22 protein-coding genes and 1 pseudogene are annotated in these 21,966 nt (G+C 72.9%); 12 read left to right on the top strand and 11 right to left on the bottom strand.

Annotated elements, in window-relative coordinates; genetic code table 11:
- The first annotated feature begins 23 nt into the window (after positions 1–23).
- The gene (locus tag ACQP2F_RS40570; protein ID WP_433307810.1) at positions 24–2,279 is read left to right on the top strand and encodes a heavy metal translocating P-type ATPase; all 2,256 of its coding nucleotides are present in this window, start codon (positions 24–26) and stop codon (positions 2,277–2,279) included.
- 305 nt (positions 2,280–2,584) lie between these two features.
- On the opposite strand, the gene ACQP2F_RS40565 is transcribed toward ACQP2F_RS40570, so the two are convergent.
- The 4 genes from ACQP2F_RS40565 to ACQP2F_RS40550 all read right to left on the bottom strand — a co-directional run bounded on the left by ACQP2F_RS40565 (position 2,585) and on the right by ACQP2F_RS40550 (position 5,705).
- Positions 2,585–3,298: a TetR/AcrR family transcriptional regulator gene (locus ACQP2F_RS40565; protein WP_433297268.1), complete on the bottom strand. Its 714-nt coding sequence runs from the start codon at positions 3,296–3,298 to the stop codon at positions 2,585–2,587.
- On the bottom strand, positions 3,279–3,728 hold the full coding sequence (locus ACQP2F_RS40560; RefSeq protein ID WP_433297266.1) for a thiol-disulfide oxidoreductase DCC family protein: 450 nt from the start codon (positions 3,726–3,728) through the stop codon (positions 3,279–3,281). The genes ACQP2F_RS40565 and ACQP2F_RS40560 overlap by 20 nt, the downstream gene beginning before the upstream one ends.
- A complete protein-coding gene (locus tag ACQP2F_RS40555; RefSeq protein WP_433297264.1) occupies positions 3,725–4,162 on the bottom strand; it encodes a hypothetical protein in 438 nt (145 codons plus the stop codon). The genes ACQP2F_RS40560 and ACQP2F_RS40555 overlap by 4 nt, the downstream gene beginning before the upstream one ends.
- 88 nt (positions 4,163–4,250) lie before the next feature.
- Positions 4,251–5,705, bottom strand: coding sequence for a glycoside hydrolase family 3 N-terminal domain-containing protein (locus ACQP2F_RS40550; RefSeq protein WP_433297262.1), 1,455 nt, complete (start codon positions 5,703–5,705; stop codon positions 4,251–4,253).
- Positions 5,706–5,878: 173 nt separating this feature from the next.
- Here ACQP2F_RS40550 and ACQP2F_RS40545 point away from each other — a divergent pair, with 173 nt between their 5' ends.
- The 3 genes from ACQP2F_RS40545 to ACQP2F_RS40535 are packed head-to-tail and all read left to right on the top strand — an operon-like array spanning position 5,879 to position 8,814.
- Positions 5,879–7,069, top strand: a complete 1,191-nt coding sequence (locus ACQP2F_RS40545; protein ID WP_433297260.1) for an ROK family protein — start codon at positions 5,879–5,881, stop codon at positions 7,067–7,069.
- Between the two features lie 35 nt (positions 7,070–7,104).
- On the top strand, positions 7,105–7,920 hold the full coding sequence (locus ACQP2F_RS40540; RefSeq protein ID WP_433297258.1) for an ABC transporter ATP-binding protein: 816 nt from the start codon (positions 7,105–7,107) through the stop codon (positions 7,918–7,920).
- Positions 7,921–7,959: 39 nt separating this feature from the next.
- Complete coding sequence (locus ACQP2F_RS40535; protein ID WP_433307808.1) at positions 7,960–8,814, top strand: ribokinase; 855 nt, start codon at positions 7,960–7,962, stop codon at positions 8,812–8,814.
- 69 nt (positions 8,815–8,883) lie between these two features.
- On the opposite strand, the gene ACQP2F_RS40530 is transcribed toward ACQP2F_RS40535, so the two are convergent.
- The 4 genes from ACQP2F_RS40530 to ACQP2F_RS40515 form a co-directional block, all read right to left on the bottom strand.
- Complete coding sequence (locus ACQP2F_RS40530; protein ID WP_433297256.1) at positions 8,884–9,765, bottom strand: methyl-accepting chemotaxis protein; 882 nt, start codon at positions 9,763–9,765, stop codon at positions 8,884–8,886.
- Positions 9,758–10,285 carry a PAS domain-containing protein gene (locus ACQP2F_RS40525; protein ID WP_433297254.1) on the bottom strand — a complete coding sequence of 176 codons (528 nt, stop codon included), beginning with the start codon at positions 10,283–10,285 and terminating at the stop codon, positions 9,758–9,760. Before ACQP2F_RS40525 ends, ACQP2F_RS40530 begins: the two co-directional genes overlap by 8 nt.
- A 144-nt stretch (positions 10,286–10,429) precedes the next feature.
- Positions 10,430–10,783, bottom strand: a complete 354-nt coding sequence (locus ACQP2F_RS40520; RefSeq protein ID WP_433297251.1) for a DoxX family protein — start codon at positions 10,781–10,783, stop codon at positions 10,430–10,432.
- A 13-nt stretch (positions 10,784–10,796) separates the two neighbouring features.
- Positions 10,797–11,261, bottom strand: coding sequence for a DUF6232 family protein (locus tag ACQP2F_RS40515; RefSeq protein WP_433297249.1), 465 nt, complete (start codon positions 11,259–11,261; stop codon positions 10,797–10,799).
- 58 nt (positions 11,262–11,319) lie between these two features.
- Between ACQP2F_RS40515 and ACQP2F_RS40510 the strand changes: the two genes are divergently transcribed.
- From ACQP2F_RS40510 to ACQP2F_RS40495, 4 genes are read left to right on the top strand one after another with little or no spacing between them, the layout of a single operon-like run.
- Positions 11,320–12,093: an enoyl-CoA hydratase/isomerase family protein gene (locus ACQP2F_RS40510; RefSeq protein WP_433297247.1), complete on the top strand. Its 774-nt coding sequence runs from the start codon at positions 11,320–11,322 to the stop codon at positions 12,091–12,093.
- A gap of 38 nt (positions 12,094–12,131) precedes the next feature.
- The gene (locus ACQP2F_RS40505) at positions 12,132–12,878 is read left to right on the top strand and encodes a hypothetical protein (protein WP_433297245.1); all 747 of its coding nucleotides are present in this window, start codon (positions 12,132–12,134) and stop codon (positions 12,876–12,878) included.
- 27 nt (positions 12,879–12,905) lie between these two features.
- Positions 12,906–14,645, top strand: coding sequence for an Hsp70 family protein (locus ACQP2F_RS40500; protein ID WP_433297243.1), 1,740 nt, complete (start codon positions 12,906–12,908; stop codon positions 14,643–14,645).
- 28 nt (positions 14,646–14,673) lie between these two features.
- Entirely contained in the window at positions 14,674–16,296 is a 1,623-nt protein-coding gene (locus tag ACQP2F_RS40495; protein WP_433297241.1) for an acetolactate synthase, read from the top strand.
- 6 nt (positions 16,297–16,302) lie between these two features.
- On the opposite strand, the gene ACQP2F_RS40490 is transcribed toward ACQP2F_RS40495, so the two are convergent.
- The 3 genes from ACQP2F_RS40490 to ACQP2F_RS40480 are packed head-to-tail and all read right to left on the bottom strand — an operon-like array spanning position 16,303 to position 17,368.
- Entirely contained in the window at positions 16,303–16,647 is a 345-nt protein-coding gene (locus ACQP2F_RS40490) for a PLDc N-terminal domain-containing protein (RefSeq protein WP_433297238.1), read from the bottom strand.
- A 38-nt stretch (positions 16,648–16,685) separates the two neighbouring features.
- The gene (locus tag ACQP2F_RS40485; protein WP_433297236.1) at positions 16,686–16,985 is read right to left on the bottom strand and encodes a DUF202 domain-containing protein; all 300 of its coding nucleotides are present in this window, start codon (positions 16,983–16,985) and stop codon (positions 16,686–16,688) included.
- Positions 16,982–17,368, bottom strand: a complete 387-nt coding sequence (locus ACQP2F_RS40480; RefSeq protein ID WP_433297234.1) for a YidH family protein — start codon at positions 17,366–17,368, stop codon at positions 16,982–16,984. Before ACQP2F_RS40480 ends, ACQP2F_RS40485 begins: the two co-directional genes overlap by 4 nt.
- 351 nt (positions 17,369–17,719) lie before the next feature.
- Here ACQP2F_RS40480 and ACQP2F_RS40475 point away from each other — a divergent pair, with 351 nt between their 5' ends.
- The 4 genes and pseudogenes from ACQP2F_RS40475 to mnmA all read left to right on the top strand — a co-directional run.
- The gene (locus ACQP2F_RS40475) at positions 17,720–18,496 is read left to right on the top strand and encodes an electron transfer flavoprotein subunit beta/FixA family protein (protein WP_433297232.1); all 777 of its coding nucleotides are present in this window, start codon (positions 17,720–17,722) and stop codon (positions 18,494–18,496) included.
- Positions 18,497–18,507: 11 nt separating this feature from the next.
- The gene (locus tag ACQP2F_RS40470) at positions 18,508–19,440 is read left to right on the top strand and encodes an electron transfer flavoprotein subunit alpha/FixB family protein (protein ID WP_433297230.1); all 933 of its coding nucleotides are present in this window, start codon (positions 18,508–18,510) and stop codon (positions 19,438–19,440) included.
- 89 nt (positions 19,441–19,529) lie between these two features.
- Complete coding sequence (locus ACQP2F_RS40465) at positions 19,530–20,708, top strand: cysteine desulfurase family protein (protein WP_433297228.1); 1,179 nt, start codon at positions 19,530–19,532, stop codon at positions 20,706–20,708.
- 21 nt (positions 20,709–20,729) lie between these two features.
- Positions 20,730–21,794 (top strand): annotated as a pseudogene (mnmA, locus tag ACQP2F_RS40460) (tRNA 2-thiouridine(34) synthase MnmA); the annotation flags it as partial.
- Positions 21,795–21,966 lie beyond the last annotated feature (172 nt).

Genomic DNA, 21,966 nt, shown 5'->3' with positions numbered 1-21,966 from the left:
TCATCGAGCTCGAGATCGGCGGCATGACGTGCGCGTCGTGTGCCAGTCGCATCGAGAAGAAGCTGAACCGGCTCGACGGCGTGGCCGCCACCGTCAACTACGCCACCGAGAAGGCGCGGGCCGTCGTCCCGCCGGCCGTCACCCCGGAAGATCTGATCGCGGTCGTCGAAAAGACCGGGTACAGCGCGACATTTCGGGCGAAGTCATCGCCGACGGTGGCGCCGACGCGTGATCCGCTTCGCGACCGGCTGCTGATCTCGGCGGTGCTCAGCCTGCCGGTGATCCTGCTCGCGATGGTGCCGGCCTGGCAGTTCACGTACTGGCAGTGGCTGTCGCTGACGCTGGCCGCGCCGGTCGTCGTCTACGGCGGCTGGCCGTTCCACCGGGCCGCGTTCGTCAACCTGCGGCACGGCGCCGCGACCATGGACACGCTGGTCTCGGTCGGCACGCTGGCGGCCTTCGGCTGGTCGCTGTGGGCGCTGTTCCTCGGCGACGCCGGCATGCCCGGCATGACCCATCCGTTCTCGCTGACCGCCCGCGACGGCGACGCCATCTATCTCGAGGCGGCGGCCGGCGTCACCACGTTCCTGCTGGCCGGGCGCTATCTGGAGGCGCGCGCCAAGCGGCGTGCGGGCGCTGCGCTGCGCTCGCTGCTCTCGCTCGGCGCGAAGTCGGTGACGCTCCTGCGGGACGGCCAGGAGCGTTCGATCCCGGCGGCCGACCTGCGGGTGGGCGACCTTTTCCGGGTACGCCCGGGGGAGAAGCTGGCCACCGACGGCGTCGTGGTCGAGGGTGTCTCCGCGGTCGACCAGAGCCTGCTCACCGGCGAGTCGGTCCCGGTCGAGGTGCGCCCGGGCGACCGGGTGACCGGCGCGACGGTGAACGCGGGCGGCCGCCTGACGGTCCGGGCCACCCGGGTCGGCGCCGACACCCAGCTGGCACAGATGGCGCGCCTGGTCGAGGAGGCCCAGAACGGCAAGGCGGCGGTGCAGCGCCTGGCCGACCGCATCTCGGCCGTCTTCGTCCCGGCGGTGATCGCCCTGGCGGTGGCGACGCTCGGCTTCTGGCTGGGCGCCGGCCACGGCGCGTCGGCGGCGTTCACGGCCGCGGTGGCCGTGCTGATCATCGCCTGCCCGTGCGCGCTGGGCCTGGCGACCCCGACGGCGCTGCTGGTGGGCACCGGGCGGGGCGCTCAGCTGGGCATCTTGATCCGCGGGGTGGAGGCGCTGGAGTCCACGCGCCGGGTGGACACGATCGTGCTTGACAAAACGGGAACCGTCACGACGGGCCGCATGTCGGTGATCGACGTGGTGCTCGCTCCGGCCGACGACGGCGCGACGGTCGCGGTGCTTCACCCGGCCGACGGCGGCGAGACGGTCGATCTGAGCGCGCAGGCCCCTCACCGGGCCGAGGGCGGTGAGACGGTCGATCTGCGCGCGGCAGGGCGCTCGGGGGTGGATGAGCTGCTGATTCTGGCCGGCGCCGTCGAGGCGGGCTCGGAGCATCCGCTGGGCCGGGCGATCACCGCCGCCGGCCTGGAGCGGGGTGAGCTTCCGCCGGTCACCGACTTCCGGGCGACGGCCGGGGTGGGTGTGCGCGGCCGGGTCGGCGACGTCCGGGTCGAGGTCGGCGCGGGCGCGCCGCCCGGCGACCACCATCGGACGGCGACCTGGGTCGAGGTCCGCGTGGACGACCGGGTGCGCGGGTGGATCGCCCTCGCCGACGCCGTACGCCCGACCAGCCCCGCCGCCATCGCCCAGCTCAAGCGTCTGGGCCTGGAGCCGATGCTGGTCACCGGCGACGCCGGTCCGGTGGCCGAGGCCGTGGCGGCCGAGACCGGCATCGCGAAGGTCTTCGCGGGCGTGCTCCCGGCCGGCAAGGTGGACGTGGTCAAGCGCCTCCAGGCCGACGGCCGCTCGGTGGCCATGGTCGGCGACGGCGTGAACGACGCCGCCGCCCTGGCCCAGGCCGACCTCGGTCTGGCCATGGGTGCCGGCACCGACGTGGCGATCCAGGCCTCGGACCTGACCCTGGTCCGCGATGACCTGACGGCGGCGGTGGACGCGGTCCGGCTCTCCCGCCGCACGCTCACCATCATCCGGAGCAACCTGTTCTGGGCCTTCGCCTACAACGTGGCCGCCCTGCCGCTGGCCGCCGCCGGCCTGCTCAACCCGATGATCGCCGGCGCCGCGATGGCGCTGAGCTCGGTCTTCGTCGTCCTCAACAGCCTCCGCCTGCGCGCCTTCCGCCCGGCCGCCATCCCTGGCGTGCCGCGCTGACAAAGGCCGGCAACGACGTGAGCCGGGCGCGGCGGATTGCTCCCGAAATCGCCACGCCCGGCTCACCGTCCTGCGTCGCGGGGACTCGGACTGGTCCCGAAGTCCGAGTCCCCGCAACATCCCCAGACCCACCTGCTGACATAACGCTACGTGCCGGCGGAGTGGGCCCGGAAGCTCTGCGTGGCCGAAATGGCCGTTCGGCTAGCCCAATATAGGCGACAAATCCTGAAAGTAGGGGGCGGAGGCGTATTTACGCCGCTTAGGCGTTACGCAGGGTGATGAGTGCGGAAGCTTACCGAGGGTGATCAGTCGTCCCGGCGGATGTTCTCGATCAGGGCCAGGATCTGGCGCAGGGCGGGCCGCAACACGCGCAGCCGGGAGAGCGCCACCAACCGGTCGATCAGCGGCACCGCCCCGTCGATCAGGCGCCTGGTCCGCCGCTGCTCGGGCGATTTGTCGTACACCCAGAAGAGGATGACGCCCATCCAGCCCAGCCAGAGCAGCTCCGGCAGTTCCTTGCGCAGCTCCGGGTCGAGCTTGGCCGACGACCCCTCGACCACGTCGCGGAAGATGGCGATGGACGCGTCCCGGGCCGGCGACGACTCGCGGGAGAACGGGCTGAGCGGCGACGTCGGCTCAGCCGCGCTCTTGAAGAAGGTCGCCGCGAACGAGTGGTACGGCGCGTTCACGTCAATGCCCGCGTGCAGCACCCCGCGCAGCCGGGCCGCGAAGTCCTTCTCGCCGGCCAGCACCGCCGAAACCGCCTCTCGGTGCGCGGCCTGGTTGCGGTCGTAGAACCCCTGGATCAGGTGCTCTTTCGAGTCGAAGTAGTAATACGCGTTCCCGACCGCGACCCCGGCCTCCTTGGCGATCGCGCGCATGGTCGTCTCGGCGTAGCCACGCTCGCGGAACAGCCGCAGCGCCGTCTCGAGGATCAGCTGCCGGGTCTGCTCCCCGCGAGCCCGCCGCGGCTTGTCGGCCGGTTCCGGCGAATCGGGTTCAGCGGCAGCGGTCGTCACACTGGTCACCGTAGTCCGCCGACAAGAGCGGCGAAGGCCCGGGCGAGCGCGTCCCCTCCCGTACCGCCGAAGCCGCTGCGACGAAACGCCGCGCCGCCGGCAGCAGACGCGGCGTGCTCAGCCGCAGGGCCGCGGCCCGGTAATCCGTCAGCGCCCACAGGCAGGCCAGCCACGCGCCGTCCCCGGTGTAATAGGTCCCGTCGTCCGCGACCACCGTGAGATCGCGCAACGTGGCCGCGTGGTCGAGCCCGGGGAAGCGCCGGCGGGCCTCCGCCGACCCGGCCGGAACGAAGTACAACGGCACCAGCTGGGCCCGGCTCGCCAGCCACCGGCGCGCCGTCCGGCAGATCGGGCAGCCCTCGTCGAAGAGCACCGTGAAGAACCCGACCCGGCCGGCCCCGTGACCGGCCGGGTCGGAGCCGGGGCTCATGCCTGGGCCGGCGGTGCCATCGGCGGGATCGGTTGCTGCGGGTGCATCGGGAGCCGCCCGGCCGGCGGCAGCGGCGGCCGGCCCTGCTGCTGCCGGATGCGCCCGCGCCGGTAGCGGTTGAGGAAGAAGACGTTGCAGAAGTGCAGGGCGCCGAGCACCAGCAGCACCAGGCCGATCTTCGTCGACAGCGTCTCGAGCGCCTCGCTGGTGTCGGCGACCCGCGCGCCGGACCGCATCGCGAACGCCACATAGCCGAGGTTGAGCAGGTAGAAGCCCATCACCAGCAGCTGGTTCACGGCCCGGGCGAGCTTGTCGTCGGCGAAGACGTCCTCGAGGAAGACCAGCCCGTTGCGGGACAGCGTGGTCGCCACCCAGACGGTCAGCCCCACGCTGACCGCGAGGTAGAGCAGGTACATCCAGACCTTGGGGTCCATCGTGGGCCGCCTCCTTGAACACGTTCAACTAAGACTCCCTCAGCGTAGGGGGAGACTTGAACGTGTTCAAGAAGGTGTGACGGGGAGATCAGGACGGGGCGAGTCCCAGCGCCTCGGCGGCGGCCCGGCCGTTCGCGAGCGAGGAGCCGTGCGTGGTGACGAACGCGCGGCAGCCGGCCGGGCGCCACGCCGACGGCCAGCCCATCTCCACGACCGCGACCGGGTGGTCGGCGGCCAGCGTCTCGATCAGGGACCGCGAGTCGGGCGAGCGGTGCACGTGCCGGCCGACCACCACGATCGGCCGGCCCGAGGCGTGGGCGGCGAGGTCGGTGGGTGAGGCGGAGGCGGCGACCACGTCGATCTGCTCGGTCCCGTTCAGGTGCGGGCGCAGCCCCCAGGGCACGCGTCCCTCGGCGATCGAGTGCCCCGACGTCAGCTGCACCACCAGCGGCGACTTCAGCTCGGCCAGGGAACCCTCGACCCGCACCGCACGCCGGGCGGCGGCGACACCCAGGCCGGCGTCGTGCTCACCCTCACTGCGGGGAGTCGCGCTCCATCGCGCCATCTCGGCCGTACGAGCGAAAGCCTCCTCCAATCGAGCAGGTGCCAGCCGGCCATCCCGCACGGCCGCGACGATCTCGGCCACCACCGCCTCGACGAGCGCCGCGTCCACCTCCGCCCCGATGCACAACAGGTCGGCGCCGGCCGCCAGCGCCCGCGCCGCCGCTCGCGGGATGCTCCCCGCCGCCAGCGCCGCACCCTTCATCTCGAGGGCGTCGGTGACGATGGCCCCGGTGAACCCGAGCTCCCGCCGCAGCAGCGACTCCAGCGCCGCCGTACTGAACGTGGCCGGATCGTCCCCGGTCAGCGCCGGCACCCGGATGTGGGCCGTCATGATCGCTTGGGTCCCGGCCGCCACCACCGAGGCGAACGGCGGCAGGTCGCGCTCGCGCACCAGGTCGAGCGGCGCGTCGACGGTCGGCAGCTCCAGGTGCGAGTCGGCCATGGTCGCGCCGTGCCCCGGGAAGTGCTTGGCGCAGGCCGCCACCCCGGCCGACTGCAGGCCGGCCACGGCGGCCGCCGAATGCCGCGCCACCAGCAGCGGCGACGACCCGAACGACCGGGTCCCGATGATCGGGTTGTCGTCGGCCGTGTTGACGTCGACAGTCGGGGCGAGGTCGAGGTTGACGCCGGCCGCCGCCAGGTCGCGGCCGATGGCCGCGTACACCTGCCGGGTGAGGCCGGTGTCGTCGACGGCGCCGAGCGCCGCGTTCCCCGGATAGGGGCTGCCGGTGCGGTGCCCCAGGCGGGTGACGTCGCCGCCCTCCTCGTCGATCGCGACCAGCACGTCGGGCCGGGCCGAACGCAGCTCCGCCGTCAGCGCCGCGACCTGGGCGGCCGTCTCGATGTTGTAGCCGAACAAGGTGTGCCCGGCCAGGCCGTCGGCCAGCAGCTCCAGCGCCCACGGCGGGGCGGACTTGCCGGGAAATGCGGCGAGCAGCGTGCCGAGGGCGAGGCGGCGCAGCCCGTGATCGTTCGCCATGGTGTCCTTCCGGTGACGCAACTCTGGCTCAGCCTGCCCGCGAGCTGCCATGATCGCTCCGAGTCGATGACGTGTGCTGCGGACGGCGACGATGCCGACCGTTACGCTGCGGCTACGAACTCGGGCGCTCCGAATCTAATAGGAAACAATCCTAAATACTAGGGGACGACAAAATGGCCGCCACTCGCCTTCCCGGCACGCCCCGGCTGCTGCGCGCTCTCAACGACCGCGCGGCGCTCGAGCTGCTGCTCGCCCGGGGTCCGCTCACCCGCGCGCAGCTGGGCGAGATGACCGGCCTGAGCAAGGTCACCGCCTCGCAGCTGGTCGAACGGCTCGAGCAACGCGGGCTGGTGCGCCGGGTCGGCGAGCAGGCCGGCGGCCGCGGGCCGAACGCGCAGCTCTATGCGGTCACTCCGGGTAGCGCCCACGTGATCGGCGTCGATGTCGGGCCGGAACGCGTGGTGGCCGCCTGCGCCGACATCACCGGCGCCATCGTGAGCCGGGTCGAGCAGTCCACCAAGGACACCGACGACCCGGTCGGCGTCGTGCACAACGCGGTCGTCCAGGCCGCGACCGAGGCCGGCACCGACATGACCTCGGTACGCCGGGTCGTCCTCGGCACCCCCGGCCTGGTCGACCCGGAGAGCGGCGAGATCTCGTTCGCCTGGGACCTGCCGCGCTGGCACCGCGGCCTTCTCGACGACCTGCGCCGCGACCTGAGCACCCCGGTCGTCTTCGGCAACGACGTGAACCTGGCCGCGATCGCCGAGCAGAGCACCGGCGCGGCCAAGGGCGAGAGCGACTTCGTCCTGGTCTGGGCCGGCCGCGGCGTCGGTCTGGCCAGCGTCATCGGCGGCAAGCTGCACCAGGGCGCGACCGGCGCGGCGGGCGAGATCGGCTACCTCGCCGTCGCCGGCACCGAGGTTCCTCGTCACCAGGGCAAGCGGTCGCAGAAGGGCGGCGTGCGCGGCGGCTTCCAGACCATCGCCGGCGGCGACGCGGTGCGGGCGATCGGCAAGAAGTACGGCTTCCGGGGCGCCGAGGCGGCCGACGTCATCCGCTCGGCGGTCGCCGCGGGCGAGGCCGGCGACCAGGTGCTCGACGAGCTGGCCGAGAAGCTGGCCCTCGGTGTGGCCGCCGCCTGCGTGGTGCTGGACCCGCCGCTGGTCGTGCTGGCCGGCGAGGTGAGCCAGGCCGGCGGGCCCGGTCTGGCCGAGCGGGTCGAGCGCGAGGTGGCGGCGATCACCCTGGTCACGCCCAAGGTGGTGATCGCCGGCGTGGAGGACGAGCCGGTCCTGCACGGCGCCCTGCACACCGCGCTGGACGCGGTCCGCGACGAGGTCTTCGGCTCGACCACCGGGTAGTCGGAAGCCGGTGCCACCCGTGGTTGGATGGACGCGTGCTCGAACCTGTCGTACGCATCCCGCCCCACGAGGACACCGTCATCGCGTTCGACCGCGTCAGCGTGATCCGCAGTGGCAACTTCCTGGTCCGCAGCCTGTCCTGGCAGGTCGAGCTGGACGAGCGGTGGGTGATCCTGGGCCCCAACGGCGCCGGCAAGACGACCCTGCTCAATCTGGCGTCGGCCCGGCTGCACCCGTCGCGCGGCACCGCGTACGTGCTGGGCGAGCGTCTGGGCCGCACCGACGTCAACGAGCTGCGCACCCGGATCGGCCTGTCCACCGGCCAGTTCGGCGAGCGCATCCCGCCGGCCGAGCGCGTGCTCGACGTGGTGGTGACCGCGGCCTGGTCGGTGGTGGGCCGCTGGCGGGAGAGCTACGACCCGCAGGACGAGCGCCGGGCCCGGCAGCTGCTCGACCAGCTCGGCATGGGCGCGTTGATCGAGCGGGAGTTCGGCACCCTCTCCGAGGGCGAGCGCAAGCGCACCCTGATCGCCCGGGCGCTGATGACCGACCCCGAGCTCATGCTGCTCGACGAGCCGACCGCCGGCCTCGACCTCGGCGGCCGGGAAGACCTCGTCGCGCGCCTCACCGAGCTCGCCCTCGACCCCGACTCGCCGGCCATGGCGCTGGTGACCCACCACGTCGAGGAGATCCCGCCCGGCTTCACCCACGGCATGCTGCTGCGCGAGGGCACGATCGTGGCGGCCGGCCCGCTCGGCGACGTGATGACCGCCGACAATCTGACCAAGACGTTCGGCATGCCGCTGGTCGTCGACCGGTTCGGCGACCGCTACACCGCCCGGGCGGCGTAAGCCGTGGCGCCTCGCATCGTGGTCGCGGGCAGCGCCAACATGGACCTGGTCGGGGTGGCCGCGCGCCTGCCGCTGCCGGGCGAGACCGTGCTCGGCGACGAGTTCGTGATGATGCCCGGCGGCAAGGGCGCAAACCAGGCGATCGCCGCCGCCCGGGCCGGCGGCCATGCGGTCTTCCTCGGCGCGATCGGCTCGGACTCGTTCGGCGTCACCCTCAACGCCCGGCTCAACTCGGCCGGCGTCGACACCGCGCACCTGCGCACCAGCTACGGCGCCTCGGGCGTCGCGGTCATCATGGTCGACCGCGCCGGGGAGAACTCGATCCTCGTCTCGCCCGGCGCCAACAGCACGTTCACCGACCTCACCGAGGCCGAGGAGCGGGTCATCGCCGACGGCGACGTGCTGCTCTGCCAGCAGGAGATCCCGGTCGGCACGGTGATCGCCGCGTGCCGGGCCGCCCGCGCCGGCGGCACCCGCACGGTCCTCAACGCGGCGCCGGCCCGCGAGCTGCCGCCCGAGCTGCTGGCGAACGTCGACCTGCTGGTCGTCAACGAGAGCGAGGCGCAGGCCATCACCGGCACCGAGACCCCCGATGTGCCCGGGCTGCTCGCGCTCGTGCCGCGCGTGGTGCTGACCCTGGGCGGTGACGGCTCCCGCTTCGCCGAGCGCGACGGCCGCGACGAGCACGTGCCCGCGCACGCGGTCGAGGCCGTCGACACGACCGCGGCCGGCGATGCGTTCACCGCCGCGCTCGCCGTCGCCTGGGGCGAGGGGCGCGACCTGCTGGAGGCGGTGCGCTGGGCGACCGCGGCCGGCGCGGTCTGCGTGCAGCGGCTCGGCGCCTCGAGCGCGCTGCCCACCCGCGCCGAGATCGACGCCCAGTTCGAGCGCTAGCTTCGCCGGCTCGGTCGCCGGCTTTTCGGCTAGCTTTTCGGGGCCGCTGCTGGCTTTTCCGGGCCGCTGCTAGCTTTTCCGGGCCGTCGCCACGAACCGGCTGACCTCGCCCCGCAACACCTCGGCCAGCTGGGACAGCCCGTCCACCCCGGGCCCGCCGTCGACCGCGACGGCGATGCCGTTGGTCAGCCCGCTCATCTCCCGGATGCTGTCGGTGACCCGCTCCAGCACGGCGATGGCGTCCGCCGCCACCTCCTGCACCTCGTTGACGTGGCCCATGATCTCGCCGCTCGAGCCACTGGTCGCGTCGGCCAGCGACTTGACCTCGCCGGCCACCACGCCGAAGCCGAGACCGGCCTCGCCGGCCCGGGCCGCCTCGATGGTCGCGTTCAGCGCCAGCAGCCGGGTCTGCTTGGCCACCTGGTTGATCAGGTCGACGGCGCTGAGGATCTGGTCGGCCGCGCTCCGCAGTGACGTCACGGTCTCGAGCCCGCGCTCGGCCTCGGTCACCGCCGCCCGGGCGAAGTCGGCCAGCCCGTTGGCCGAGGCGCCCATCTCGGTGGCGGCCGTCGCGACCTGCTCGGAGACCCGCAGCACGGCGTGCTCCAGCTCGTCGGCGAGCGCCACCCGGGCCGCGTTCGCCTCGGCCAGCCGGTCGGCGCTGCGGCTCATCGCCTCGATCGAGGCCGAGATCTGCTCGGCCGCGCCGCGGAACGCCCCGCGCAGGCCGCGGGTGAGGATCCGCCGATGGAACCGGCCGTCGGCGGCCGCGGCCGAGGCGGCGCCGGCCTCCCGGACGAACGCGTCGCTCATGTCGAGCAGGTTGTTGAGCGCGTGCCGGCAGTCCTCGGCGGTGGCCGAGTCGCCGATCGGCGGCAGGCGCGCCTCCAGGTCCCCGGCCGCGGCCCGCCGGCACACCTCGGTGATCCCCGCGAGCACCTGGTCATCCATGGGTCACCGACCAGACGAACTCGTCGTAGGACCGGCCGCCGAGCTCGTCCTCCAGCGCGCGCCACCCGGCCTCGACCGCGGCCGGGGTCGATCCCGCCCGGCTCTCGGCCGCGCGTACCCGGTCGTAGACCTGCTTGACCGCCGCGACCGACGCCGGCTCGGGCCGCCGCCGGTTGGAGTGATAGCCGACGTGCCGGCCGTCCGGGCCGTGCGAGGGCGTGACGTGCGCGAACACCCAGTAGTGCGCGCCGTCGACGGCGAGGTTCAGCACGTACGCGAAGATCTCGTCGCCGCCCTTGATCGTCTCCCAGAGCAGCTTGAACACGGCCCGTGGCATGTCCGGGTGCCGGATCAGGCTGTGCGGCTGCCCGATGGCCTCCTTCTCGGTGAGCGCCGAGATGCGCAGGAAGACCTCGTTCGCGTACGTGATGACGCCGCGCGGGTCGGTCTTGGTCACGATGATCTCGTCCGCGGCGAAGGTGCGCTCGATCCCGGTCGGGCGGGTCTGGAGGGCTCGCATGATGCCCTGATCGTCCCGAACACAGCCGGTCCCCCGCGTCAGAACGCCGGAAGAGGTCGCGCCCTTCTGAACCCCACCCGGTCACTGGGTGGGGCGACTATACGGCCGGGCTACGACAATTTCGGGGTCCCCTCCACAGAGGGTTCAGCGCGCTACCCGGCGGGCCCACAGCACCAGCGGGATCTGCAACGGCAGGCGGCCGTACGCGATGGCTCGCCGCGCCGGAGGAGCTTTCCGCCAGTCGACCGCCATCTTGACGTTCGCCGGGAAGACGCCGACGAACAGCGCGGCGGCGGCCAGCGCCCCGGCCCGGCGCGTGCGGGGAAGGGCGACCGCCGCGGCGACCGCCAGCTCGGCCGCGCCGCTCAGGTAGGTCCAGGTGCGCGGCGACCCGGGCAGCGACCGCGGGACGATCGAGTCGAACGGGCCGGGCACCAGGAAGTGCAGCGTGCCCGTGGTGGCCAGCAGGCCGGCCAGGCCCAGCGCGTCCTTCTTCATGCGCCGGATACTACTAGCGAGTAACTCCGGCCGGCTCGAGGGCGCGCTGCAGGGCCCGGTAGATCCGGCCGAAGCGGGCCGCGTCGCCGGTGCGCAGCAGCAGCACGTTGCCGGCCCGGGTGTTGCCCCAGATCTCCAGCTGCCGGCTGCCCCGGTCGTACGAGCGGTCCACGTGCTCGAGCAGCAGGTCGGCGAGTGGCGCCGAGGCCAGCCCGACCAGGATGCCGCCGCCGATCAGCCCGATGGTCACGGCCGCCGACGCGTGGATGATCAGCGCGATCCCGACGCCGAGCGCGCCCACCACGAGCGGCATCAGCATCGCCAGGCCCAGCGCGCCCCGGCCGGCGATCGCCTGCCACGACCGGCGGCCGCGCTTGTGCCACACCTGACGCAGCTCGGCCAGGGCGAAGTCGCGCCCGTTCATACGGACCCCGGCCGACGTGATCCAGACGTCCCGGTCGCGGTAGTACGTGGTCATTCACTCTCCGTACCCGTCGTAGGCTTCGGCTTAACCAACACTCAGGGAGGCGTGTTTCGTGGGCGAGTTCGTGACGCTGGAGATCACCGACGGCATCGGCACCATCCGGCTGGACCGGCCCCCGATGAATCCCCTGAACACCCAGGTACAGGAAGAGCTTAGGGAGGCTGCGCATTCCGCCGCCGGCGACGACGCGGTCAAGGCGGTCGTCGTCTACGGCGGCGAGAAGGTCTTCGCGGCGGGCGCCGACATCACCGAGTTCACCGAGCAGACCTATCAGGACATGGTCGTACGCGCGGGCGCGCTCTCCGGTGCGTTCGACTCCGTGGCCCGGATCCCCAAGCCGGTGGTGGCCGCCATCACCGGTTACGCCCTGGGTGGCGGCTGCGAGCTGGCGCTGGCCTGCGACTGGCGGGTGGTCGCCGACGACGCGAAGCTGGGCCAGCCCGAGATCAAGCTCGGCCTGATCCCGGGCGCCGGCGGCACCCAGCGGCTGGCCCGTCTGGTCGGCCCGGCCCGCGCCAAAGACCTGATCTTCTCCGGCCGGATGGTCGGCGCCGAGGAGGCGCTGCGCATCGGCCTGGCCGACCGGGTCGCGCCCGCCGCCGAGATCTACGAGACGGCCCTGGCGCTCGTCCGGCCGTACGTGACCGGGCCGTCCCTGGCGCTGCGGGCGGCCAAGCAGGCGATCGACAGCGGGCTCGGCATGGATCTCGCCTCCGGCCTGGCGCTGGAGTCGCAGCTGTTCGCCTCGCTCTTCGCCACCGACGACCGGATCGAGGGCACGACCGCGTTCGTGGCGAAGCGTAAACCCACGTTTACGGGCCGCTGATCTCGCTTCCATCGATCGGGTGCCATAAAGTCCGACGGGTGGAACCGGTTCCGCCAACGCGCACGGTGCGCCGCACCGTGCGCGTGGCGGTCTCCCTGGTCGTCGGTCAGGCGCTTCTCTGCCTCCTGATCGGCTGGCTCACGCTCGGCCGGTCGAGCGGGAGCGCGCCGGTCGACCAGATGGCCGCGCCCCCGCGCACTTCGCCGCCGACGGTGAGTGGCCGCTACGCCGAGCCGGGCCCGTCGGCGACGCCCATCACCACCACGGCAAGCTCCCGGCAGACCCGGACCGCGAAGCGCGATGCCGCCGGGAGCAGGCACCGGCCGGACACCACCCGGCCCGCCACCGGCGCCGAGGCCGCGCCCGCGCCGGCCGCTTCGCCATCGCCGTCGCCATCGCCGGCACCGGGCCTGCCCGCCCCGGCCGCGCCCGTGCCCGGCGATCCGGTCTCGCCGGTCATGGCCCCGTCCACGAGCTCCAGCCCGATCGGCAGCTTGGTCCCGCCGCTGCCGAACAACCCGCCGCTGCCGAACAACCCGCCCCTGCCGAACAACCCGCCCCTGCCGAACAACCCGCCCCTGCCCGCCGACCCGCCGCTGCCGGGCAGTGCGCCGGCGCCGACCACCTCGGCGCTGCCCAGCATCCCGTCGATACCGGGCCTGCAGGCGCCGGTCGTCGTGGGCGAGCTCTGCCATCCCGTGGGCGCGTACGGGCTCACCGCCGAGGGCACGCTCGTTCGCTGTCTGCGCACGTGGCACTACCGGCCGCGCTGGAAGATCGTCTAAGGGACTCGACCCCCTAGACTCTGCGACATGGCCACTGACCCTGGGGGGCCGAAGCGGCACGCCCTCGGCGTGGACTTCGGTACGTCCAACACCGTCGCGGTGGCGCGCTGGCCCGACGGCCGCGCGCGCCCGATCCTGGTCGACGGCTCCCCGCTGCTGCCCTCGGCCGTCTACGCCGAGCCCGGCGGCGATCTGAATGTCGGCCGCGACGCCGTGCACAGCGCCCGCCTCGACCCGGCCCGCTTCGAGCCCAACCCGAAGCGGCGCATCGACGACGGCACGGTGCTGCTCGGCGACCAGGAGCTGCCGGTGGTCGACCTGATCGCGGCCGTGCTGGCCCGGGTCGCCGAGGAGTGGCACCGCGCGGTCGGCCCGGTGCGCCCGGAGACCACGCTGACCTGCCCGGCCACCTGGGGCGCGGCCCGCCGCACGCTGCTGGCCGAGGCCGCCGCCCGGGCCGGACTGGAGGGTGCGCGGCTGGTCGCCGAGCCGGTGGCGGCCGCGACCTACTTCGCCGAGGTGCTGGGGCGGGACGTGCCGATCGGCTCGGTCGTCGTGGTGCACGACTTCGGGGCCGGCACCTTCGACGCGAGCGTGGTCGCGCGTACGGGATCGGGATTCGAAGTGATGGCCGTCGACGGCCGCGACGACATCGGTGGCCTCGACATCGACGCCGCGATCGTCGAGCACCTGCGCACCGACGAGTGGCAGCGCCTGCTCGAGCCGGCCACGGTCGAGGAGCGCCGCGCCCGCCGCCAGCTGTGGGACGACGTGCGGATCGCCAAGGAACGGCTGTCGCGCGCCCAGTCCGCCGACTTCGTGGTGCCGCTGCTCGACACCGAGGTCCACCTGACCCGGGATGAGCTGGAGAAGCTGGCCCGCCCGGTGCTCGACCAGACCGTGCGCATCACCAAGAACCTGCTGCGCTGGGCCGACCTGCCCGAGGGGCGGCTGGCCGGGGTCTTCCTGGTCGGCGGCGCGAGCCGGATCCCGCTGGTGGCGACCTTGCTGCACCGTGAGCTCGGCGAGGCGCCGGTGGTGATCGAGCAGCCCGAGCTCGTAGTGGCCGAGGGCAGCATCCTGGCCGACGCCGCGCTGCTGACCACCGGGCCGGCGGCGCCCGGACCGACCGCCGAGCTGCGGCTGGTATCGATGGGACGGGACGACATCGCGACCGTGCCGGTGGCCGACCTGGCGCCCGCTCACGTGCCCGGCACGACCGGCCTGCAGCCCCCGGTCGACCCGTGGCCCGACGCCGACCACGGCGCGTGGGTGCCCGATCCGCAGGCCACCGTGGCCACGCCCAAGCCCCGCTTCAACCTTCCGCCCGAGTCGCCGAGCGCGCGGCTGTTCTCGGCGCCGCCGGCCGCGGGATCGGCGCCGAAACTCAATCCCACCCGGCCGATGTCGCCGGCGATGCCGGCCAACCGGCCCGTCTCGGCCGGCCGCCTCGACTCGCCCGGCCGGCCGGTCTCGCCGTCGCCGCAGAGCGCGTCGTCCCGGCCGGTTCCGGTCACGCCGCCACCCGCGCCGGCGGCCCGGGTCGCGAAGGTCAAGAAAGCCAAGCCGGCCCGTCCGCCCAAGGCACGCAAGCCCAAGCGCCGCGGCGGCTTCCGGCGCGGGATGCAGATCCTGTTCAGCATCGTCGTCATGATCGCGGTGCCGCTGGCGGCCCTGGTGGTGGCCTACGGCTACGGCAACGCCGAGCCGCTGACCGACGACGCCCGGCATCTCTGGCATGACATCGCCCAACTCCTGGGTATCTGAGCGCCCTACCGGCCGGTAGGTTGCTTGCATGGCAGAAGTGATCGAGGGACACGGCGGCGACCTGGCCCTGGCCGCGTTGCGGTCGTTCGGGGTGAACGAGATGTTCACGCTCTCCGGCGGGCACGTGTTCCCGCTCTACGACGCCGCGCACAAGCAGAACTTCCCGATCTTCGACGTACGCCACGAGCAGAGCGCCGTCTTCGCGGCCGAGGCCGTGGCCAAGCTCCAGCGGCGTCCCGGCCTCGCGGTGCTCACCGCCGGCCCCGGCGTCACCAATGGCATCTCCGGCCTGACCAGCGCGTTCTTCAACGCCTCGCCGGTGCTCGTGCTCGGCGGCCGGGCGCCGCAGTTCCGTTGGGGGTCGGGCAGCCTGCAGGAGTTCGACCACGTGCCGCTGGTCGCCCCGATCACCAAGTACGCGGGCACGGTCGGCGACACCGACTCGATCGCCGGCGAGATCCGGGCCGCGCTCACCTCGGCGCTGACCCCCCACCGCGGGCCGTCCTTCCTGGACCTGCCGCTCGAGGTGATCTTCTCCTCGGGCGAGGCGGCCGCGCCCGGCGCCCCCGAGGTGCCGGTGCTCGAGGCCGACCCCGATGAGGTGGCCCGGGCCGCGACGCTGCTCGCCACGGCCGCCCGCCCGGTGATCATCGCGGGCTCGGACGTCTGGGCCGGCGACGCGGTCGGCGCGCTGCGGGACGCGGCCGAGGCGCTGCAGGTGCCGGTTTTCACCAACGGGATGGGCCGCGGCGCGCTGCCGCCGTCGCACCCGCTGGCGTTCGCGAAGGCCCGCCGGCCCGCGCTCAACGAGGCCGACGTGGTGTGCGTGATCGGGACGCCGCTCGACTTCCGGCTCGGCTTCGGCGAGTTCGGCGCGGCCCAGGTGGTGCACATTGTGGACGCGCCGTCGCAGCGGGCCGGGCACGTGACGCCGGCCGTCTCGCCCGCGGGTGACCTGCGCCGGATCCTTTCCGCCATCGCGGCTCACGGCGGCGACGTGACCGACCACGCCGAGTGGATCGCGGGGCTGCGCTCGGCCGAGGACGCCGGCAAGGCGCGCGACGCCGAGGCGATGGCGGCCGAGACCGACCCGATCAAGCCCGCCCGCATCTACGGCGAGCTGCGCAAGGTGCTGGCCGAGGACGCGGTCACCATCGGGGACGGGGGCGACTTCGTGTCGTACGCCGGCCGGTATCTGGAGCCGTCCCGCCCCGGCACCTGGCTCGACCCCGGCCCGTACGGCTGCCTCGGCACCGGCATGGGTTACGCGATGGGCGCCCGGGTCACCTACCCCGACCGGCAGATCTGCGTGCTGCTCGGCGACGGCGCGGCCGGCTTCTCCCTGATGGACGCGGAGTCCCTGGTCCGGCAGAACCTGCCGGTGGTCATGGTGGTCGGCAACAACGGCATCTGGGGGCTGGAGAAACACCCGATGCAGGCCATGTACGGATATGACGTCGCGGCCGACCTGCAGCCGGGCCTGCGCTACGACGACGTCGTGCGCGCGCTGGGCGGCGCCGGGGAGACCGTGGAGAAGGCGTCCGAGATCGGGCCGGCTTTGGCACGCGCGTTCGCGGCCGGTGTCCCGTACCTGGTCAATGTGCTCACCGACCCGGCCGACGCCTACCCCCGCAGCTCGAACCTTGCCTAGCTCCCGCTATTTGTCGTCGTCCCGGTTGTTGAACTCCCTTTCCCACTTCTCGAGCAGCTCACGGTCGCGGCGGGACTGTTCGCTGTCCATCGAGCTGAGAAAGTCGGGATCGTCGTCCGGCGAGGAGGGGCGCGCCTTCGACCGGCGCACGGGTGTGCCCTCCCGCGGGGCGGCGACCGGCCGGCCCCACACGAAGTAGCCGATCGGGCCCAGCAACGGGACCAGCACGATCAGCAGCACCCACACGAACCGCGGCGCGTTGCGGACGCGATCGGCGGACAACACGCTGATCAGCGCCAGCACGAAGAGGACCAGCTGCACGGCAGCCAGGAAGATGAACAACCGGACCATGAGGCAATGATGACTCGGCCGGAGCCGCGCGGCACTGATCAGAGCATGACAACCAGCCCGCCGAGGACGGCGAGTACCACCGTCACGAGCGCGTAGACCGGAATCGCGCGGCGGGCCGGCCGTGGCGGCGCCTTTCCCAGCCCGATCGCGCGACGGTAGGCGACACCGATCAGGGTCGCCCAGGCGGTCATCGCCAGGGCCGCGATCAGCCAGGCGGCGACGCCGGCGTCGGGGTGGAAGGCCGGGCGGGCGGCGAGCAGGCCGACCGCGGTGGCCGAGAGGCCGGTACGCCGCCAGGCCATCCGGGTGCGCTCGGCCGACGCGCCCGGATCGGTCACCTCGCCGCCTTCACGATCACGGCGACCACCAGGAGTACGGCGCCGGCCGCCACCACCAGGGCGAGGACGGCCGGGAACTTCGAGCCGGGCAGCTCGGTGCCGAGCCGCATGGCGCGCTCGGTGCGGGCCCAGTGGTCGACCGCCCGCAGCGCGGTCAGCCCGCCGAGCAGCAGCAGGGCGATCGCGATGACCTCGCGCAGGTGCTGGACGCCGAGCGGCGGCAGGAACTGCGCGCAGGCCAGGCCGCCGGCGATCAACGCGAGGCCGGTGCGGACCCAGGCGAGGAAGGTCCGCTCGTTGGCGAGCGAGAAACGGTAGTCGGGCGTACGGCCGACGGTCGGCTGCTTCTCGGGGTCGAACCAATGCCGCAGGGCTCCGAACACCGGTTGATTATCGACCGGACGGGTCAAGAAGGCGTCGTCCACAGGTTGCGGACTTCGTCACTGACGCACCGCTCACGGAGCTGGCCGCATCGGCACCACGGCGAGTCGGCGCCGGTGCGGGCGTGGGTCTCCGGCGCGGGGGCGCCCGGGCGTGGTAGAGGATGGGGGACGGGCTGGCGATACCCGTCCAGCAGCGGAGCGAATTGGCCGGACATATACGACACCTCCGCCCTCATCATGGTGAGGCGCGTCACGCAGGGTGGCTGTCCTCGCCAAGCTACTGACGGGTAACCTTCGAGGCGACGGTCCGACCGCAACGGTGCGTTCATAACAGGAGGTCGTGAGAGCGCGATGAACATCGTCGTTTTGGTGAAGCAGGTGCCGGACTCCGGCGCACCGCGCTCGCTCGGCGCGGATTTGTCGGTGGAGCGGGCGTCCGCGAACAACGTCATCAACGAGATGGACGAGTACGCCATCGAGGAGGCCTTGAAGATCAAGGAAGCGCATGGCGGTGAGGTGACGGTGCTGACCATGGGCCCGGCGTCGGCCACCGAGTCGATCCGTAAGGCGTTGTCGATGGGCCCGGACAAGGCCGTCCACGTGCAGGACGACGCGTTGCACGGCTCCTGCGCCGTGGCGACCTCCAAGGTGCTGGCCGCCGCGCTGGGCACGTTGAACGCGGACCTGGTGATCTGTGGGGCGGAGTCGACCGACGGGCGGGTGCAGGTGATGCCGCACATGCTGGCCGAGCGGCTGGGTATCGCGGCGTTGACCGGCGCGCGGAAGCTGACGGTGGACGGGTCGCAGTTGACCGCGGAGCGGCAGACCGACGAGGGCTACGAGGTCGTGTCGGCCGCCACCCCGGCGGTGGTCAGTGTGTGGGACACGATCAACGAGCCGCGGTATCCGTCGTTCAAGGGGATCATGGCGGCGAAGAAGAAGCCGGTGCAGACGCTGTCGCTGGGCGAGCTGGGCATCGCCGCCGGCGAGGTGGGCACGGCCGGGGCCACCAGTCAGGTGCTGGAGTTCGCGCCGCGGCCGCCGCGGGCGGGCGGTACCAAGGTCGTCGATGAGGGCGACGGCGGCGCGCAGCTGGTCGCGTTTCTGGCCACCGAGAAGTTCGTCTGAGAGGGCTGGTCATGGCTGAGGTTCTGGTGGTTGTCGAGGCCGGTGTCAAGAAGGTCACGCTAGAGGCGTTGACGTTGGCGCGGTCGTTGGGGGCGCCGAGCGCGGTGGTGTTCGGCGACGCGGCGACGGACAAGCTGGCCGAGTACGGCGCCGAGAAGATCTACGTCGCGGCCGGCTCCGACATCGAGGATCACCTGGTGGCGCCGAAGGCGAGCGTGCTGGCGTCGCTGGTGCGTGAGAAGCAGCCGGTGGCGGTGTTGCTGGCCTCGACCCAGGAGGGTAAGGAGATCGCCGGCCGGTTGGCGGTCAAGCTCGACAACGGGCTGCTGACCGATGCGGTGGCGGTGGACGCGGACGGCACCGCGACCCAGGCGATCTTCGCCGGGTCGGCGACGGTGAGGTCGAAGGTCACCCGCGGGATCCCGATCGTCACGATCCGGCCGAACTCGGTCACCCCCGAGGCGGCGCCGGCGGCGGGCACGGTCGAGCAGGTGTCCGTGGCGGTCGGTGAGGCGGACAAGCTGGCCCGGGTGGTGGAGCGGGTGGCGGAGCAGAAGGGGTCGCGGCCGGAGCTGACCGAGGCCGGGATTGTGGTCTCCGGTGGCCGGGGTGTGGGTAACGCGGACAACTTCAAGCTGGTCGAGGAGTTGGCGGATCTGCTCGGTGGTGCGGTCGGCGCGTCGCGGGCGGCGGTCGACTCCGGTTTCTACCCGCATCAGTTCCAGGTCGGGCAGACCGGCAAGACGGTCTCGCCGCAGCTGTATGTGGCGTTGGGTATCTCCGGGGCGATCCAGCACCGGGCCGGCATGCAGACGTCCAAGACGATCGTCGCGGTCAACAAGGACCCGGAAGCGCCGATCTTCGAGCTGGCCGACCACGGCGTCGTCGGCGACCTGTTCAAGGTCGTACCCCAGGCCGCCGACGAAATCCGCAAGCGCAAGTGACGACGGACGGTCGCAGTGAGGGGCGCCACCCCTCACTGCGATTTCCCGCTGCGGCCGGTGGGCGGTTCGGGGCATAAGCTTCTTTGTTGATGGCCTACCTGGATCACGCAGCTACCACCCCGATGCTCGCGGAAGCGCTGGACGCCTACACGGCGGCCGCCCGCGAGGTCGGCAATCCGTCGTCCCTGCACGCGGCCGGCCGCGGCGCCCGCCGCCTGGTCGAGGAGTCCCGCGAGCGGATCGCGGCGGCGCTGAACGCGCGCCCCTCCGAGGTGGTCTTCACCAGCGGCGGCACCGAAAGCGACAACCTGGCGACCAAGGGCATCTTCTGGGCGCGGCGGTCGGCCTCGCTGAACCACACCCGGGTCGTCGCCTCCGCGGTCGAGCACCACGCCGTGCTGGACGCGGTCGACTGGCTGGCCACCCACGAGGGCGCCACGGCCGACCTGCTGCCGGTGGACGAGACCGGCCGCGTCGACCCGGCCGCCCTGACCGAGCTGATCGCCCATTACCGGGACGAGATCGCGGTGATCAGCGTGCAGTGGGCGAACAACGAGGTGGGCACCATCCAGCCCATCAACGATCTCGCGCGTACGGCCGCGGAAGCCGGCATTCCCTTCCACACCGACGCCGTCCAGGCCGTCGGGCAGATCCCGGTCGACTTCGCCGCCAGCGGCGCGGCCGCGATGACCGTCACCGGCCACAAGGTCGGCGGCCCGGTCGGGGTGGGCGCGCTGCTGCTCGGCCGCGATGTCGCCTGCACGCCCCTGCTGCACGGCGGCGGCCAGGAGCGGGACGTCCGGTCCGGCACGCTCGACACGGCCGGGGTGGCGGCGTTCGCGGTGGCGGTCGAGATGGCGGTCAAGTCACAGCAGGACCACGCGGCCCGGGTCGGCGCGCTGCGCGACGAGCTCGTGGAGCGGGTCCGGCACGCCATCCCCGACGCGATCGGCAACGGCGCCCCGGCCGGCCTGCGCCTGCCCGGCAACGCGCACTTCAGCTTCCCCGGCTGCGAGGGCGACGCCCTGCTCCTGCTGCTGGACGCGCAGGGCGTCTACTGCTCGACCGGGTCGGCCTGCTCGGCGGGCGTGGCCCAGCCGTCGCACGTGCTGCTGGCGATGGGCGCCGACGAAGACCGGGCCCGGTCCTCGCTGCGGTTCACGCTCGGCCACACGAGCACGATCGAGGACGTGGACGCCCTGCTCGCCGCCCTGCCCGGCGCGGTCGAGCGGGCCCGGCGGGCGACCGCCTGGAAAACGCCGCGCTGAAGCCCCGGATAGGCTTGCGGCATGCGAGTTCTTGCGGCCATGTCGGGCGGAGTCGATTCCGCCGTTGCCGCCGCGCGCGCCCATGACGCCGGGCACGACGTCACCGGGGTGCATCTGGCGCTGGCGCGCAACCCCCAGACCTACCGGACGGGCGCCCGGGGCTGCTGCACGCTGGAAGACTCCCGCGATGCCCGCCGCGCCGCCGACGTGATCGGCATCCCCTTCTACGTGTGGGACATGGCCGACCAGTTCCACGAGAACGTGGTCGACGACTTCGTGGCCGAGTACGCGGCCGGCCGCACGCCCAACCCCTGCCTCCGCTGCAACGAGAAGATCAAGTTCGCGGCGGTGCTCGACCGGGCGGTGGCGCTCGGCTTCGACGCGGTGGTCACCGGCCATCACGCGCGGCTCGGCGCGGACGGCCTGTTGCGCCGCAGCGTCGACGAGGGCAAGGACCAGTCGTACGTGCTGGCCGTGCTCACCCGGGCGCAGCTCGACCGGGCGGCGTTCCCGCTGGGCGACTCGACCAAGGCCCAGGTGCGCGCGGAGGCGGCCGAGCGCGGTCTGGCGGTGGCCGACAAGCCCGACTCGCACGACATCTGCTTCATCGCCGACGGTGACACCAGGGGCTTCCTCGAGCGCCGGCTGGGCGCGGCGCCGGGCGACATCGTCGACGCCGGCACCGGCGAGAAGATCGGAACACACAACGGGGCGTACGCGTACACGGTCGGCCAGCGGAAGGGTCTCGACCTGCGGGTGCCGGCCGCCGACGGGCGGCCGCGCTACGTTCTGTCGATCACCCCGAAGACGAACACCGTGACGGTCGGCCCGCGCGAGGCCCTGGCGGTCGACGTGGTGACCGCGTCCCGGGTGATCTGGCACGGCGCCGAGACCCCGGTCGAGTGCGACGTGCAGCTGCGCGCCCACGGCGAGGTCGTGCCGGCTCTCGTTACGGTCGAGGGGGACACCCTCACCGCCCGGCTGCGGTCGCCCGCTCGCGGGGTGGCGGCCGGCCAGGCGATCGTGGCCTACCGCCGGGACCCGGAGGGGGATGTCGTGCTCGGTTCGGCCACGATTTCGGCCAGTGTCGCTTCCTCGGCCGCGCCTGTTTCCTCGGCCGTGCCGGCTTCTTCGGCCGTGCCGGCTTCTTCGGCCGTGCCGGCTTCCTCGGCCGTGCCGGCTTCTTCGGCCGTGCCGGCTTCTTCGGCCGTGCCGGCTTCCTCGGCCGTGCCGGCTTCCTCGGCCGCGCCGGCTTCCT

The organism is Actinoplanes sp. CA-030573, assembly GCF_050951115.1.
Lineage (GTDB): Bacteria > Actinomycetota > Actinomycetes > Mycobacteriales > Micromonosporaceae > Actinoplanes.
Note: the sequence above shows the minus strand (reverse complement) of the source record. Positions and strands in the feature narration are given on the sequence as shown.

Bases quoted from the DNA above. Each gene is read 5' to 3' on its own strand.
- ACQP2F_RS40570 (WP_433307810.1), top strand. From the start codon at position 24: ATGACGTGCGCGTCGTGTGCCAGTCGCATCGAGAAGAAGCTGAACCGG.
- ACQP2F_RS40560 (WP_433297266.1), bottom strand. From the start codon at position 3,728: ATGAGCCCCGGCTCCGACCCGGCCGGTCACGGGGCCGGCCGGGTCGGG.
- ACQP2F_RS40555 (WP_433297264.1), bottom strand. From the start codon at position 4,162: ATGGACCCCAAGGTCTGGATGTACCTGCTCTACCTCGCGGTCAGCGTG.
- ACQP2F_RS40550 (WP_433297262.1), bottom strand. From the start codon at position 5,705: ATGGCGAACGATCACGGGCTGCGCCGCCTCGCCCTCGGCACGCTGCTC.
- ACQP2F_RS40545 (WP_433297260.1), top strand. From the start codon at position 5,879: ATGGCCGCCACTCGCCTTCCCGGCACGCCCCGGCTGCTGCGCGCTCTC.
- ACQP2F_RS40535 (WP_433307808.1), top strand. From the start codon at position 7,960: ATGGACCTGGTCGGGGTGGCCGCGCGCCTGCCGCTGCCGGGCGAGACC.
- ACQP2F_RS40530 (WP_433297256.1), bottom strand. From the start codon at position 9,765: ATGGATGACCAGGTGCTCGCGGGGATCACCGAGGTGTGCCGGCGGGCC.
- ACQP2F_RS40525 (WP_433297254.1), bottom strand. From the start codon at position 10,285: ATGCGAGCCCTCCAGACCCGCCCGACCGGGATCGAGCGCACCTTCGCC.
- ACQP2F_RS40520 (WP_433297251.1), bottom strand. From the start codon at position 10,783: ATGAAGAAGGACGCGCTGGGCCTGGCCGGCCTGCTGGCCACCACGGGC.
- ACQP2F_RS40515 (WP_433297249.1), bottom strand. From the start codon at position 11,261: ATGACCACGTACTACCGCGACCGGGACGTCTGGATCACGTCGGCCGGG.
- ACQP2F_RS40500 (WP_433297243.1), top strand. From the start codon at position 12,906: ATGGCCACTGACCCTGGGGGGCCGAAGCGGCACGCCCTCGGCGTGGAC.
- ACQP2F_RS40495 (WP_433297241.1), top strand. From the start codon at position 14,674: ATGGCAGAAGTGATCGAGGGACACGGCGGCGACCTGGCCCTGGCCGCG.
- ACQP2F_RS40490 (WP_433297238.1), bottom strand. From the start codon at position 16,647: ATGGTCCGGTTGTTCATCTTCCTGGCTGCCGTGCAGCTGGTCCTCTTC.
- ACQP2F_RS40475 (WP_433297232.1), top strand. From the start codon at position 17,720: ATGAACATCGTCGTTTTGGTGAAGCAGGTGCCGGACTCCGGCGCACCG.
- ACQP2F_RS40470 (WP_433297230.1), top strand. From the start codon at position 18,508: ATGGCTGAGGTTCTGGTGGTTGTCGAGGCCGGTGTCAAGAAGGTCACG.
- ACQP2F_RS40465 (WP_433297228.1), top strand. From the start codon at position 19,530: ATGGCCTACCTGGATCACGCAGCTACCACCCCGATGCTCGCGGAAGCG.